Here is a 13,699-nt window from a genome sequence, read left to right on the forward strand (position 1 = left end):
GCGTAGTATACAGAGTTAAGCACTTATAAAAAAGGCTTTACATCACCTACGCCTTCACGCACCACGACCGGCGTATCATCGGTGAGATCAATAACCGTTGTCGGTTTCTGCCCGAGATAGCCGCCGTGAATAATCAAATCCACCTGTTTTTCCAGACGGTCTTTAATTTCTTCCGGATCAGACTCGGTAAATTCGCTGCCTGGTAGCATCAGTGATGTGGAAAGCATCGGTTCGCCCAATGCTTCAAGCAACGCCTGCGCAATCGGGTTAGAAGGCACACGCATACCGATGGTTTTGCGTTTTTCCTGCAACAGACGGCGTGGCACTTCCTTCGTCCCCTTCAGGATGAAAGTGTAGTTACCCGGCGTATTGTTTTTCATCAAACGAAACGCAACGTTATCGACAAATGAATAGGTCGAGAGTTCAGAAAGATCGCGACACATCAGGGTAAAGTTGTGACCGTCCGGCAGCTGGCGAATACGACAAATACGCTCCATCGCGTTTTTATCTTCAATTTTACAGCCGAGCGCATAGCCGGAATCGGTTGGATAGACAATCACCCCCCCTTTACGCACGATCTCCACCGCCTGGTTGATCAGACGTTGCTGCGGGTTATCAGGATGAATATAAAAAAACTGGCTCATAATTCCCTCTCTGTGGTGTTCTGCGGCTGTTCCCATAGCTGCCAGACGCCTTCAACGCCTGCGGGCAGCCAGAGTTTACGACCCAGTTCGATCCACGGACATGGCTGATGAAAATCAGATCCTTGTGATGCCCATAAATGATGCTGACGCGCAAGTGTCGCCAGCTGGGTGCGTTCATTGGGCGATTGCTGGCACTGCGCGACTTCCATCGCGTCGCCGTGGTGTTCGGCAAAATGCGCAACCAATCTTTTCAGCCATTTAGCACTAAGATTGTACCGCCCAGGATGAGCTAGCACCGCCTTACCGCCAGAATGATGAATGACATCAATAGCTTGTTCTATTGTACACCACTGTGGCGGAACGTATCCGGTTTTCCCGCGCGCCAGATACTTTTTAAAGACATCCGCCATTGAACTGGCTTTTCCGCACTCCACAAGGAAACGCGCAAAATGACCGCGCGTCACCGCGCCGCCCTGCGCCAGTCGTTGCGCGCCTTCCAGCGCCCCAGGTATTTGCGCTTTTTCAAGTCTTTCGGCAATTAACTTCGCCCGCTGATTGCGCCGTTCTGTCTGCTGCGCGAGGAACTCACACATTAGCGGATGATTAATATCAATATTCAGCCCGACAATATGAATTTCATGATTTTCCCAGACGGTGGATATTTCCACTCCAGGAATAAGATTCAGTGCCAGTCCTGAACGTGAAATTTCTTCTCTTGCTGGCGCGATTGCCGCTGTGGTGTCATGGTCGGTGATCGCCAGGGTGCCGACGCGCATCTCGACTGCACGGTGCACCAATGCTTCTGGCGTCAGGCAGCCATCGGAAGCTGTGGTATGGCTGTGCAGGTCATAAATCACTGCGTAATTCGTGTCGCTCAAGGCGCACTCCCGTTTTGGATAATGTTTTTGCGCCGACATCATAACGGTTCTGGCAAATATTCTGAAATGAGCTGTTGACAATTAATCATCGAACTAGTTAACTAGTACGCAAGTTCACGTAAAAAGGGTATCGACAATGAAAGCGATTTTCGTACTGAAAGGTTGGTGGCGCACTTCCTGAAACGGGCAGTGTATTCACCATGCGTAAAGCAACCAGATACCCAGCCCGCCTAATGAGCGGGCTTTTTTTTGAACAAAATTAGAGAATAACAATGCAAACACAAAAACCGACTCTCGAACTGTTAACCTGCAAAGGTGCTTATCGCGATAATCCGACCGCGCTTTTTCATCAGTTGTGTGGGGATCGTCCGGCGACGCTGCTGCTGGAATCCGCAGATATCGACAGCAAGGATGATTTAAAAAGCCTGCTGCTGGTGGACAGTGCGCTGCGCATTACAGCATTAGGTGACACTGTCACAATTAAGGCGCTCTCCGGCAATGGCGAAGCCCTGCTGACACTACTGGATAACGCCCTGCCCGCTGGGGTCGATAATGAGCAATCGCCACAATGCCGCGTACTGCGCTTCCCCCCGGTCAGTCCACTGTTGGATGAAGACGCCCGTTTATGCTCCCTTTCGGTTTTTGACGCTTTCCGCATATTGCAGAATCTGTTGAATGTACCGAAGGAAGAACGAGAAGCAATGTTCTTCGGCGGCCTGTTCTCTTATGACCTTGTGGCGGGGTTTGAAGATTTACCGCAATTGTCAGCGGAAAATAACTGCCCTGATTTCTGTTTTTATCTCGCTGAAACGCTGATGGTTATCGATCATCAGAAAAAAAGTACCCGTATTCAGGCCAGCCTGTTTGGTCAAAATGAAGAAGAAAAACAACGTCTCACTGCTCGCCTGAACGAACTTCGCCAGCAACTGACCGAAACCGCGCCACCGCTGCCGGTAGTTTCCGTGCCGCATATGCATTGTGAATGTAATCAGAGCGATGAAGAGTTCGGTGGCGTAGTGCGTTCGTTGCAAAAAGCGATTCGCGCCGGAGAAATTTTCCAGGTCGTGCCATCTCGCCGTTTCTCACTGCCCTGCCCGTCATCGCTGGCGGCCTATTACGTGCTGAAAAAGAGTAATCCCAGCCCGTACATGTTTTTTATGCAGGATAATGATTTCACCCTGTTCGGCGCGTCGCCGGAAAGTTCGCTCAAGTATGACGCCTCCAGCCGCCAGATTGAGATCTACCCGATTGCCGGAACACGCCCACGAGGACGTCGCGCCGATGGTTCACTGGACAGAGACCTGGACAGCCGCATTGAACTGGAGATGCGTACCGACCATAAAGAGCTTTCTGAACATCTGATGCTGGTGGATCTCGCCCGTAATGATCTGGCACGCATTTGCACTCCTGGCAGCCGCTACGTAGCCGATCTCACCAAAGTTGACCGTTACTCTTACGTGATGCATCTCGTCTCCCGCGTGGTCGGTGAGCTGCGCCACGATCTTGACGCCCTGCACGCTTACCGCGCCTGTATGAACATGGGTACGTTAAGCGGTGCGCCGAAAGTGCGCGCCATGCAGTTAATTGCCGAGGCTGAAGGTCGCCGCCGCGGCAGCTATGGCGGTGCAGTAGGTTATTTCACCGCGCACGGCGATCTCGACACCTGCATTGTGATCCGCTCAGCGCTGGTGGAAAACGGCGTCGCCACCGTGCAAGCCGGTGCTGGAGTGGTCCTTGATTCTGTTCCGCAGTCGGAAGCCGACGAAACCCGTAATAAAGCCCGCGCTGTACTGCGCGCTATCGCCACCGCGCATCATGCACAGGAGACTTTCTGATGGCTGACATTCTGCTGCTCGATAATATCGACTCTTTTACTTATAACCTGGCAGATCAGTTGCGCAGTAATGGTCATAACGTGGTGATTTACCGCAACCATATCCCAGCGCAAACATTAATTGAACGTCTGGCGACCATGAGCAATCCGGTGCTGATGCTTTCTCCTGGCCCCGGTGTGCCGAGTGAGGCCGGTTGTATGCCGGAACTCCTCACCCGACTGCGCGGCAAGCTGCCAATTATCGGCATTTGCCTCGGTCATCAGGCGATTGTCGAAGCTTACGGGGGCTATGTCGGTCAGGCGGGCGAAATTCTTCACGGTAAAGCGTCGAGCATTGAACATGACGGTCAGGCGATGTTTGCCGGATTAACAAACCCATTGCCGGTGGCGCGTTATCACTCGCTGGTTGGCAGTAATATTCCGGCAGGTTTAACCATCAACGCCCATTTTAATGGCATGGTGATGGCGGTGCGTCATGATGCGGATCGCGTTTGTGGATTCCAGTTCCATCCGGAATCCATTCTCACCACCCAGGGCGCTCGCCTGCTGGAACAAACGCTGGCCTGGGCGCAACAGAAGCTGGAGCCGACCAACACACTGCAACCAATTCTGGAAAAACTGTATCAGGCGCAGACGCTTAGCCAACAAGAAAGCCACCAGCTGTTTTCAGCGGTGGTGCGTGGCGAGCTGAAACCGGAACAACTGGCGGCTGCATTAGTCAGCATGAAAATTCGCGGCGAGCACCCGAACGAAATCGCCGGGGCAGCAACTGCCCTTCTGGAAAATGCTGCGCCGTTCCCACGCCCTGATTATCTGTTTGCCGATATCGTCGGCACCGGCGGTGACGGCAGCAACAGTATCAATATTTCTACCGCCAGTGCGTTTGTCGCCGCGGCCTGTGGGCTGAAAGTGGCGAAACACGGTAACCGCAGCGTCTCCAGTAAATCCGGCTCGTCGGATCTGCTGGCGGCATTCGGTATTAATCTTGATATGAACGCCGATAAATCGCGCCAGGCGCTCGACGAGTTAGGCGTCTGCTTTCTCTTTGCACCGAAATACCACACCGGATTTCGCCACGCGATGCCCGTTCGCCAGCAACTGAAAACCCGCACCCTGTTCAACGTGCTGGGGCCACTGATTAACCCGGCGCATCCGCCGCTGGCGCTAATTGGTGTCTACAGCCCGGAACTGGTGCTGCCAATTGCCGAAACCTTGCGCGTGCTGGGGTATCAACGCGCAGCGGTGGTGCACAGCGGGGGGATGGATGAAGTTTCATTACACGCGCCGACAATCGTTGCCGAACTGCATGACGGCGAAATTAAGAGCTATCAGTTGACCGCTGAAGATTTTGGCCTGACACCCTACCATCAGGAGCAACTGGCAGGCGGAACACCGGAAGAAAACCGTGACATTTTAACACGCTTGTTACAAGGTAAAGGCGACGCCGCCCATGAAGCAGCCGTCGCGGCGAATGTCGCCATGTTAATGCGCCTGCATGGCCATGAAGATCTGCAAGCCAATGCGCAAACCGTTCTTGAGGTACTGCGCAGTGGTTCCGCTTACGACAGAGTCACCGCACTGGCGGCACGAGGGTAAATGATGCAAACCGTTTTAGCGAAAATCGTCGCAGACAAGGCGATTTGGGTAGAAGCCCGCAAACAGCAGCAACCGCTGGCCAGTTTTCAGAATGAGGTTCAGCCGAGCACGCGACATTTTTATGATGCACTGCAAGGCGCACGCACGGCGTTTATTCTGGAATGCAAAAAAGCGTCGCCGTCAAAAGGCGTGATCCGTGATGATTTCGATCCGGCACGCATTGCCGCCATTTATAAACATTACGCTTCGGCAATTTCGGTGCTGACTGATGAGAAATATTTTCAGGGGAGCTTTGATTTCCTCCCCATCGTCAGCCAAATCGCCCCGCAGCCGATTTTGTGTAAAGACTTTATTATCGACCCTTACCAGATCTATCTGGCGCGCTATTACCAGGCCGATGCCTGTTTATTAATGCTGTCGGTGCTGGACGACGATCAGTATCGCCAGCTCGCTGCTGTAGCCCACAGTCTGGAGATGGGTGTGCTGACCGAAGTCAGTAATGAAGAGGAACTGGAGCGCGCCATTGCATTGGGGGCAAAGGTCGTTGGCATCAACAACCGCGATCTGCGTGATTTGTCGATTGATCTCAACCGTACCCGCGAGCTTGCGCCGAAACTGGGGCACAACGTGACGGTAATCAGCGAATCCGGCATCAATACTTACGCTCAGGTACGTGAGTTAAGCCACTTCGCTAACGGCTTTTTAATTGGTTCGGCGTTGATGGCCCATGACGATTTGAACGCCGCCGTGCGCCGGGTGTTGCTGGGTGAGAATAAAGTATGTGGCCTGACGCGTGGGCAAGATGCTAAAGCAGCTTATGACGCGGGCGCGATTTACGGTGGATTGATATTTGTTACAACGTCACCGCGTTGCGTCAGCGTTGAAGAGGCGCAGGAAGTGATGGCTGCGGCACCGTTGCAATACGTTGGCGTGTTCCGCAATCACGATATTGCCGATGTGGTGGACAAAGCTAAGGTGTTATCGCTGGCGGCAGTGCAACTGCATGGTAATGAAGATCAGCTGTATATCGATACGCTGCGTGAGGCTCTGCCAGCAAACGTCGCCATCTGGAAGGCTTTAAGTGTCGATGAAACTCTTCCCGCGCGCGATTTTCAGCACATCGATAAATATGTATTCGACAACGGTCAGGGCGGGAGCGGACAACGTTTCGACTGGTCACTGTTAAACGGTCAATCGCTTGGCAACGTTCTGCTGGCGGGTGGCTTAGGCGCAGATAACTGCGTGGAAGCGGCACAAACCGGCTGCGCCGGGCTTGATTTTAATTCTGCTGTAGAGTCGCAACCGGGCATCAAAGACGCACGTCTTTTGGCCTCGGTTTTCCAGACGCTGCGCGCATATTAAGGAAAGGAACAATGACAACATTACTTAACCCGTATTTTGGTGAGTTTGGCGGCATGTACGTGCCACAAATCCTGATGCCTGCTCTGCGCCAGCTGGAAGAAGCTTTTGTCAGCGCGCAAAAAGATCCTGAATTTCAGGCCCAGTTCAACGACCTGCTGAAAAACTATGCCGGGCGCCCAACCGCGCTGACCAAATGTCAGAACATTACAGCCGGGACGAACACCACGCTGTATCTGAAGCGTGAAGATTTGCTGCACGGCGGCGCGCATAAAACTAACCAGGTTCTGGGCCAGGCTTTGCTGGCGAAGCGGATGGGTAAAACCGAAATCATCGCCGAAACCGGTGCAGGTCAGCATGGCGTGGCTTCTGCGCTTGCCAGCGCCCTGCTCGGCCTGAAATGCCGTATTTATATGGGTGCCAAAGACGTTGAACGCCAGTCGCCTAACGTTTTTCGTATGCGCTTAATGGGTGCGGAAGTGATCCCGGTGCATAGCGGTTCCGCGACGCTGAAAGATGCCTGTAATGAGGCGCTACGCGACTGGTCCGGCAGTTATGAAACCGCGCACTATATGCTGGGCACTGCAGCTGGCCCGCATCCTTACCCGACCATTGTGCGTGAGTTTCAGCGGATGATTGGCGAAGAAACGAAAGCGCAGATTCTGGAAAGAGAAGGTCGTCTGCCGGATGCCGTTATTGCTTGTGTTGGCGGCGGTTCGAATGCCATCGGCATGTTTGCTGATTTCATCAACGAAACCGACGTCGGGCTGATCGGCGTGGAGCCTGGTGGTCACGGTATCGAAACTGGCGAGCACGGCGCACCGTTAAAACATGGTCGCGTGGGCATCTATTTCGGTATGAAAGCGCCAATGATGCAAACCGAAGACGGGCAGATTGAAGAATCTTACTCGATTTCTGCCGGACTGGATTTCCCGTCAGTCGGCCCACAACACGCTTATCTCAACAGCATTGGACGCGCTGATTATGTGTCAATCACCGATGATGAAGCTCTGGAAGCCTTCAAAACGCTGTGCCTGCACGAAGGGATTATCCCGGCGCTGGAATCCTCCCACGCGCTGGCCCACGCACTGAAAATGATGCGCGAAAACCCGGAAAAAGAGCAGCTACTGGTGGTTAACCTTTCCGGTCGCGGCGATAAAGACATCTTCACCGTTCACGATATTTTGAAAGCACGAGGGGAAATCTGATGGAACGCTATGAATCTCTGTTTGCCCAACTGAAGGAGCGCAAAGAAGGCGCATTCGTTCCTTTCGTCACCCTCGGTGATCCGGGCATTGAGCAGTCGCTGAAAATTATCGATACGCTAATTGAAGCCGGTGCTGACGCGCTGGAGTTAGGTATCCCCTTCTCCGACCCACTGGCAGATGGTCCGACGATTCAAAACGCCACACTGCGTGCTTTTGCGGCGGGAGTAACCCCGGCGCAGTGCTTTGAGATGCTGGCACTCATTCGCCAGAAGCACCCGACCATTCCCATCGGCCTTTTGATGTATGCCAACCTGGTGTTTAACAAAGGCATTGATGAGTTTTATGCCGAGTGCGAGAAAGTCGGCGTCGATTCGGTGCTGGTTGCCGATGTGCCCGTGGAAGAGTCTGCGCCCTTCCGCCAGGCCGCGTTGCGCCATAACGTCGCACCTATCTTCATCTGCCCGCCGAATGCTGATGATGATTTACTGCGCCAGATTGCCTCTTACGGTCGTGGTTACACCTATTTATTGTCGCGTGCGGGTGTGACCGGAGCTGAAAACCGTGCCGCGTTACCTCTCAATCATCTGGTTGCGAAGCTGAAAGAGTACAACGCTGCGCCTCCATTGCAAGGATTTGGTATTTCCGCCCCGGATCAGGTAAAAGCAGCGATTGATGCAGGAGCTGCGGGCGCGATTTCTGGTTCGGCAATTGTTAAAATCATCGAGCAATATGTTAATGAGCCAGAGAAAATGCTGGCGGCACTGAAAACTTTTGTACAACCGATGAAAGCGGCAACGCGCAGTTAATCCCACAGCCGCCAGTTCCGCTGGCGGCATTTTATCTTTCTTTAACTAAGCCAGAAAAATCCTAAATTCATTTATTATTTATCCTTTTACCGTTCCGCTTACAACAGAGGTACGTCAACTTACGTCATTTTTCCGCCCAAAAGTAATATAATCAAACAAATTAATCCCGCAACAAAACACTACTAAAATCAATAATTTTCTCTAACCCACTTATTTCTTGGGTATTTATGAATATATCGAAAGTCTTTTTCAAAATATATTTTTTACATTCCTTCTCACTTTGCTCAATTTGACTAATTCTCATTACCGACTAATTTTAATGAGTGTCGACACACAACACTCATATTTATGAAACAATACAACGCAACGGGAGAAATAACATGGCCGAACATCGTGGTGGTTCAGGAAATTTCGCCGAAGACCGTGAGAAGGCATCCGACGCTGGCCGTAAAGGCGGTCAGCATAGCGGCGGTAATTTTAAAAATGATCCGCAACGCGCATCCGAAGCGGGTAAAAAAGGCGGTCAACAAAGCGGTGGTAATAAATCAGGAAAATCCTGATTCACCGTTAATTATTAATATCAGCTAAGAAAGATAATTGCATCTGCGAGCCGTATGGCTCGCAGTGATTTCACTGGAGAAAAATATGAATATGAAGACCATTGAAGATGTATTTATTCACCTGCTTTCAGATACCTACAGCGCAGAAAAACAATTAACCCGGGCACTGGCAAAACTCGCAAGAGCAACATCAAACGAAAAATTAAGTCAGGCTTTTCATGCGCACCTCGAGGAAACTCATGGACAGATTGAACGTATTGATCAAGTTGTGGAGTCCGAATCGAACCTGAAAATTAAGCGCATGAAATGTGTGGCAATGGAAGGTCTCATTGAAGAAGCTAATGAGGTCATCGAAAGCACCGAGAAAAACGAAGTGCGTGATGCCGCACTGATTGCCGCTGCACAGAAAGTCGAGCACTATGAGATCGCCAGTTACGGGACCTTAGCGACGCTGGCTGAACAATTAGGTTATCGTAAAGCAGCGAAGCTTCTGAAAGAAACCCTGGAAGAAGAAAAGGCCACCGACATCAAATTGACTGATCTGGCCCTTAATAACGTAAATAAGAAAGCCGAAAATAAATCCTGAAATATGAACTTTAACTTTTAGTCATTTTATAAAGAGGACATTTTCATGAATCGTATTGAACATTATCACGACTGGTTACGTGACGCCCACGCAATGGAAAAGCAAGCAGAATCTATGCTTGAATCCATGGCCAGCCGCATAGATAATTATCCTGAGCTACGCGCTCGTATTGAACAACATGTTAGTGAAACCAAAAACCAGATTGTACAACTGGAAACTATTCTTGATCGTAATGACATTTCACGCTCAGTCATTAAAGATTCTATGAGTAAAATGGCTGCACTTGGGCAGTCAATCGGTGGTATATTCCCTTCTGATGAAATAGTCAAAGGCGCTATTAGCGGATATGTCTTCGAGCAATTTGAAATCGCCTGTTATACCTCACTCTTAGCAGCAGCAAAAAATGCCGGTGATACAGCCTCTATTCCGGTCATCGAAGCGATTTTAAATGAGGAAAAGCAAATGGCCGACTGGCTGATTCAGCATATTCCGCAAACAACTGAGAAATTTTTAATTCGCTCCGAAACTGATGGCGTAGAAGCGAAGAAATAATACCCTTTATGCCATGTCCTTATTGACCCCGTAATTACGGGGTCATTTTTGTGCGGAATTAAAAACGATATCCTGCTGAGAACATAAACACCCACGGATCGAGGCGTACGCTATCGTGTTGCTGTGCACCGCCCAGTTTATAATTGGCGGTGGTATCGATATCCATGTACCACACTGACATGTTAACCAACCAGTCACGGTTAATCAGATAATCAACCCCCACCTGCCCGGCAGCTCCCCAGGAATCTTTCAGACTGAGATCGGAAAGCCCCGCCTCTTTGCCATGATCGTTAAATCCATTATCAAAGAAGGTGGTGTAGTTAATACCTGCCCCAACGTAAGGACGGAATTTGCTGCTGGCATCACCAAAATACCACTGCGCCATCAGTGTTGGCGGCAGATGATGAACGGTTGCAATATCGCCGGTCGCCCGGGTGCCGATTTTATGGCGGAACGGCGTCGCTGCCAGCAATTCCACACCAATGTTATCGGTCGCCATATAAGTAAACGTCAGGCCCAGTTGCGTGTTATTGGTCACGCTGAATCCACCCAGACTTCCTAACGTACCACCAGCACCTTCTGTTGGACGTACGGTTGCAGAACCTGCACGCATAAAAAATTCGCCTGCTTCATGCGCAAAGGCACTGCCAGAGAGAAGAGTTGTTACTGCCAAAGCCGCCACTGTTAACTTTTTCATATCCGCTCCGTCGTTATGGTTATAAAAACGTGACGAATATACCCACATTGGAGTAACAAATGATCCTACATAGATCACATTACATATGATAATTCACCATTTATTGATCTGGATTAATTTAGAAGTTGCACTGTAAATCCTGGTTAATGTGATTTAAATCAATTTTTAAATATTTTCGCTACGCAAATATTAACTCGCTCGCCACTTGCAGCGGTTTGCCCACGCCTGAAGGCCAGCAATTACCTCCGCTTTACAAAGATATGCTTTTCCATACAAGACCTGATGCTGCCACCCGAGGCTTAACCAGGGTACAATTGCCCGCTAATTAACACCTGCATAAAACTCAAGGAGAGTGCATGTCTATCACGGCGCAGTCCGTATACCGTGACACCGGAAATTTCTTCCGTAATCAATTTATGACCATTCTGTTGGTATCGTTGCTATGTGCGTTTATCACAGTGGTGTTAGGGCATGTTTTCTCACCCAGTGATGCACAGCTTGCTCAGCTCAATGACGGCGTGCCCGTTAGCGGCAGTAGTGGGTTGTTCGACCTGGTTCAGAATATGTCACCTGAACAGCAACAAATTTTGCTGCAGGCTTCAGCGGCGTCCACTTTTTCAGGATTAATCGGTAACGCCATTCTCGCCGGAGGCGTAATATTAATTATCCAGCTGGTGTCTGCGGGTCAGAGAGTCAGTGCGCTTCGAGCTATTGGTGCCAGTGCACCGATATTGCCAAAGTTATTTATTCTGATTTTTCTGACTACCCTTTTAGTACAGATTGGCATCATGCTGGTGGTCGTTCCGGGAATTATCATGGCCATTTTACTGGCTCTGGCACCGGTGATGTTGGTACAGGACAAAATGGGCATTTTTGCCTCGATGCGCAGCAGTATGCGGCTGACATGGGCGAATATGCGTCTGGTGGCACCCGCGGTACTGAGCTGGTTGCTGGCAAAAACACTATTGCTACTTTTTGCCTCTTCTTTTGCCGCATTAACCCCGGAAATTGGTGCCGTACTGGCGAACACCTTGAGCAATCTGATTTCAGCCGTACTGCTCATCTATCTGTTCCGCCTGTATATGTTGATTCGCCAATAACCTTAAGCATTTGATTACGGAATCGTAAAATGAAGCAGTTTCTTGATTTTTTACCGCTGGTTGTCTTTTTCGCGTTTTACAAGATTTATGACATCTATGCGGCTACTGCGGCGCTGATCGTCGCCACGGCGATTGTGCTTATATATAGCTGGGTTCGCTTTCGTAAGGTTGAGAAGATGGCCCTGATCACTTTTGTTCTGGTGGTCGTCTTCGGTGGCTTGACGCTGTTCTTCCACAATGATGAGTTTATTAAATGGAAGGTTACTGTCATTTATGCCCTGTTTGCAGGTGCCCTGTTAGTCAGCCAATGGGTGATGAAAAAGCCGCTAATTCAGCGGATGCTGGGTAAAGAACTCACGCTGCCGCAACCGGTATGGTCGAAGCTGAATCTGGCCTGGGCTGTTTTCTTTATCCTTTGCGGTCTGGCAAACATCTACATCGCATTCTGGCTGCCGCAAAATATTTGGGTCAACTTTAAAGTGTTTGGCCTGACCGCTCTTACCTTAATCTTCACATTGTTAAGCGGTATCTATATCTACCGCCACATGCCGCAGGAAGATAAATCCTAACCAGACTGCCAGTCCTTCGGGGCTGGCACTGTATCTCCTCTGTTCTCCTCAGGAAAATCATAGTAGCATCGCGCCTGTGATTTTCCTTTTAAGTCGGTTTTACCATGTCTACAACACATAACGTCCCTCAGGGCGATCTTGTTTTACGTACTTTAGCCATGCCCGCCGATACCAATGCCAATGGTGACATCTTTGGTGGTTGGTTAATGTCACAAATGGATATTGGCGGCGCTATTCTGGCGAAAGAAATTGCGCACGGTCGCGTAGTGACCGTGCGGGTTGAAGGAATGACTTTCTTACGACCGGTTGCGGTCGGCGATGTGGTGTGCTGCTATGCACGCTGTGTCCAGAAAGGGACGACATCGGTCAGCATTAATATTGAAGTGTGGGTGAAAAAAGTCGCGTCTGAACCCATCGGGCAACGCTATAAAGCGACAGAAGCATTATTTAAGTATGTCGCGGTTGATCCTGAAGGAAAACCTCGCGCCTTACCTGTTGAGTAATAGTCAAAAGCCTCCGGTCGGAGGCTTTTGACTTTCTGCTTACTGAATTTCGGTGGTGCCGTTAATTTTAAACAGGATATTCACCACAATCCCACTGCCTGGCTTACCCGGCTCATAACGCCATCTGCGCATCGCATTTTTCACCTCACGCTCAAACATGTTCGCAGGCTTGGCTGAGAGGATTTGCACGTTATCCACGCGACCATCCGGCGTGACATCAAATTTAACTTTAACCTGCCCTTCAATGCGCAATGCCTGTGCTCGTGCCGGATACTGCGGCTGATTGCGACTTAATGCGCGTGGTCCTGAAGCCACACTTGTAACCGGCTTGCTGGTTGCAGCCGTCGCCGTACTTGATGTCGGGCGCGCGGGTGCCGTATTTTCAAACGGTGATGCCGGACGCGACTCTACGGGTTTGACATCGCGTTTTGGCTGCTCCTGTACCTTTTTCACCGGCTTCGGTTTTGGCTTAGGTTTCGGCTTAGGCTTTTCAATGACCACCGGTGCTTCTTTTGGCGGTTCAGGGATCGGCTCAGGTTCCGGTTCTGGCTCTACCACCGGCTCCGGTGGCGGCTGAACGGCTTGTGGCGGTTCGAGATCCGCAGGCGCAACCATCGTGACAGAAATTGGCTGCGCAGGCGCAGGTAGTTCAATAACCTGATGTACCGAGGTATAGAGCAGACCCGCCACAACAGCACCATGAATGCAGACCGAAAGTAACGTCGGCCAGGGGAAGCGGCGAGGTAAATCAAGGGTCATTGAAGTCATAATCATTTCAGTAGAAAAACCAGGTCTCGATTTTAAATG

At 50.5% G+C, this 13,699-nt stretch carries 16 protein-coding genes, 1 pseudogene and 1 other annotated feature; of the genes and pseudogenes, 13 read left to right on the forward strand and 4 right to left on the reverse strand.

The window, feature by feature from the left end:
- Positions 1–23 precede the first annotated feature (23 nt).
- Together ATB02_RS05885 and rnm are read right to left on the reverse strand one after the other, a co-directional pair.
- Positions 24–644, reverse strand: a complete 621-nt coding sequence (locus ATB02_RS05885) for an L-threonylcarbamoyladenylate synthase (RefSeq protein ID WP_001295575.1) — start codon at positions 642–644, stop codon at positions 24–26.
- A complete protein-coding gene (gene rnm / locus ATB02_RS05890) occupies positions 641–1,522 on the reverse strand; it encodes an RNase RNM (RefSeq protein ID WP_105271271.1) in 882 nt (293 codons plus the stop codon). The genes ATB02_RS05885 and rnm overlap by 4 nt, the downstream gene beginning before the upstream one ends.
- Before the next feature lie 136 nt (positions 1,523–1,658).
- Between rnm and trpL the strand changes: the two genes are divergently transcribed.
- The 9 genes from trpL to ATB02_RS05935 all read left to right on the forward strand — a co-directional run bounded on the left by trpL (position 1,659) and on the right by ATB02_RS05935 (position 10,023).
- Positions 1,659–1,703: a trp operon leader peptide gene (trpL, locus tag ATB02_RS05895; RefSeq protein WP_001700591.1), complete on the forward strand. Its 45-nt coding sequence runs from the start codon at positions 1,659–1,661 to the stop codon at positions 1,701–1,703.
- Positions 1,680–1,773 (forward strand) — a sequence feature (Trp leader region). It overlaps the preceding gene by 24 nt.
- Positions 1,774–1,794: 21 nt before the next feature.
- Positions 1,795–3,357, forward strand: a complete 1,563-nt coding sequence (gene trpE / locus ATB02_RS05900) for an anthranilate synthase component I (RefSeq protein ID WP_105271243.1) — start codon at positions 1,795–1,797, stop codon at positions 3,355–3,357.
- Positions 3,357–4,952 carry a bifunctional anthranilate synthase glutamate amidotransferase component TrpG/anthranilate phosphoribosyltransferase TrpD gene (gene trpD, locus ATB02_RS05905; RefSeq protein ID WP_000763524.1) on the forward strand — a complete coding sequence of 532 codons (1,596 nt, stop codon included), beginning with the start codon at positions 3,357–3,359 and terminating at the stop codon, positions 4,950–4,952. Before trpE ends, trpD begins: the two co-directional genes overlap by 1 nt.
- Positions 4,953–6,314: a bifunctional indole-3-glycerol-phosphate synthase TrpC/phosphoribosylanthranilate isomerase TrpF gene (gene trpCF, locus ATB02_RS05910; RefSeq protein ID WP_198600576.1), complete on the forward strand. Its 1,362-nt coding sequence runs from the start codon at positions 4,953–4,955 to the stop codon at positions 6,312–6,314. It begins immediately after the preceding gene.
- A gap of 11 nt (positions 6,315–6,325) precedes the next feature.
- Complete coding sequence (gene trpB / locus ATB02_RS05915; RefSeq protein WP_000209509.1) at positions 6,326–7,519, forward strand: tryptophan synthase subunit beta; 1,194 nt, start codon at positions 6,326–6,328, stop codon at positions 7,517–7,519.
- The gene (gene trpA, locus ATB02_RS05920; RefSeq protein WP_105271244.1) at positions 7,519–8,325 is read left to right on the forward strand and encodes a tryptophan synthase subunit alpha; all 807 of its coding nucleotides are present in this window, start codon (positions 7,519–7,521) and stop codon (positions 8,323–8,325) included. The genes trpB and trpA overlap by 1 nt, the downstream gene beginning before the upstream one ends.
- 380 nt (positions 8,326–8,705) lie before the next feature.
- Complete coding sequence (locus ATB02_RS05925; protein WP_000807651.1) at positions 8,706–8,885, forward strand: general stress protein; 180 nt, start codon at positions 8,706–8,708, stop codon at positions 8,883–8,885.
- Positions 8,886–8,970: 85 nt separating this feature from the next.
- Positions 8,971–9,471, forward strand: a complete 501-nt coding sequence (locus ATB02_RS05930; RefSeq protein WP_054250545.1) for a YciE/YciF ferroxidase family protein — start codon at positions 8,971–8,973, stop codon at positions 9,469–9,471.
- Between the two features lie 45 nt (positions 9,472–9,516).
- Entirely contained in the window at positions 9,517–10,023 is a 507-nt protein-coding gene (locus tag ATB02_RS05935) for a ferritin-like domain-containing protein (RefSeq protein WP_088542064.1), read from the forward strand.
- A 58-nt stretch (positions 10,024–10,081) separates the two neighbouring features.
- On the opposite strand, the gene ompW is transcribed toward ATB02_RS05935, so the two are convergent.
- On the reverse strand, positions 10,082–10,720 hold the full coding sequence (ompW, locus tag ATB02_RS05940) for an outer membrane protein OmpW (protein WP_000737226.1): 639 nt from the start codon (positions 10,718–10,720) through the stop codon (positions 10,082–10,084).
- Between the two features lie 239 nt (positions 10,721–10,959).
- Here ompW and ATB02_RS05945 point away from each other — a divergent pair.
- The 4 genes and pseudogenes from ATB02_RS05945 to yciA all read left to right on the forward strand — a co-directional run.
- A pseudogene (locus tag ATB02_RS05945) lies at positions 10,960–11,049 on the forward strand (YkgJ family cysteine cluster protein); the annotation flags it as partial.
- 27 nt (positions 11,050–11,076) lie between these two features.
- Entirely contained in the window at positions 11,077–11,820 is a 744-nt protein-coding gene (locus ATB02_RS05950; RefSeq protein WP_000028541.1) for a YciC family protein, read from the forward strand.
- Positions 11,821–11,849: 29 nt separating this feature from the next.
- Positions 11,850–12,389 carry a septation protein A gene (locus tag ATB02_RS05955; protein WP_000808667.1) on the forward strand — a complete coding sequence of 180 codons (540 nt, stop codon included), beginning with the start codon at positions 11,850–11,852 and terminating at the stop codon, positions 12,387–12,389.
- A gap of 104 nt (positions 12,390–12,493) precedes the next feature.
- On the forward strand, positions 12,494–12,892 hold the full coding sequence (yciA, locus tag ATB02_RS05960) for an acyl-CoA thioester hydrolase YciA (RefSeq protein WP_000108160.1): 399 nt from the start codon (positions 12,494–12,496) through the stop codon (positions 12,890–12,892).
- A gap of 39 nt (positions 12,893–12,931) precedes the next feature.
- Here the strand turns inward: yciA and tonB are convergent, their stop codons facing one another.
- Entirely contained in the window at positions 12,932–13,651 is a 720-nt protein-coding gene (gene tonB, locus ATB02_RS05965) for a TonB system transport protein TonB (protein WP_000171276.1), read from the reverse strand.
- Positions 13,652–13,699: the final 48 nt, after the last annotated feature.

This window comes from Escherichia sp. MOD1-EC5189, assembly GCF_002966045.1.
Taxonomy (GTDB): domain Bacteria; phylum Pseudomonadota; class Gammaproteobacteria; order Enterobacterales; family Enterobacteriaceae; genus Escherichia; species Escherichia coli_F.

Coding starts and splice junctions, on each gene's coding strand:
- ATB02_RS05885 (WP_001295575.1), bottom strand. CDS start 644: ATGAGCCAGTTTTTTTATATTCATCCTGATAACCCGCAGCAACGTCTG.
- trpE (WP_105271243.1), top strand. CDS start 1,795: ATGCAAACACAAAAACCGACTCTCGAACTGTTAACCTGCAAAGGTGCT.
- trpD (WP_000763524.1), top strand. CDS start 3,357: ATGGCTGACATTCTGCTGCTCGATAATATCGACTCTTTTACTTATAAC.
- trpCF (WP_198600576.1), top strand. CDS start 4,953: ATGATGCAAACCGTTTTAGCGAAAATCGTCGCAGACAAGGCGATTTGG.
- trpB (WP_000209509.1), top strand. CDS start 6,326: ATGACAACATTACTTAACCCGTATTTTGGTGAGTTTGGCGGCATGTAC.
- trpA (WP_105271244.1), top strand. CDS start 7,519: ATGGAACGCTATGAATCTCTGTTTGCCCAACTGAAGGAGCGCAAAGAA.
- ATB02_RS05925 (WP_000807651.1), top strand. CDS start 8,706: ATGGCCGAACATCGTGGTGGTTCAGGAAATTTCGCCGAAGACCGTGAG.
- ATB02_RS05930 (WP_054250545.1), top strand. CDS start 8,971: ATGAATATGAAGACCATTGAAGATGTATTTATTCACCTGCTTTCAGAT.
- ATB02_RS05935 (WP_088542064.1), top strand. CDS start 9,517: ATGAATCGTATTGAACATTATCACGACTGGTTACGTGACGCCCACGCA.
- ompW (WP_000737226.1), bottom strand. CDS start 10,720: ATGAAAAAGTTAACAGTGGCGGCTTTGGCAGTAACAACTCTTCTCTCT.
- ATB02_RS05950 (WP_000028541.1), top strand. CDS start 11,077: ATGTCTATCACGGCGCAGTCCGTATACCGTGACACCGGAAATTTCTTC.
- ATB02_RS05955 (WP_000808667.1), top strand. CDS start 11,850: ATGAAGCAGTTTCTTGATTTTTTACCGCTGGTTGTCTTTTTCGCGTTT.
- yciA (WP_000108160.1), top strand. CDS start 12,494: ATGTCTACAACACATAACGTCCCTCAGGGCGATCTTGTTTTACGTACT.
- tonB (WP_000171276.1), bottom strand. CDS start 13,651: ATGACCCTTGATTTACCTCGCCGCTTCCCCTGGCCGACGTTACTTTCG.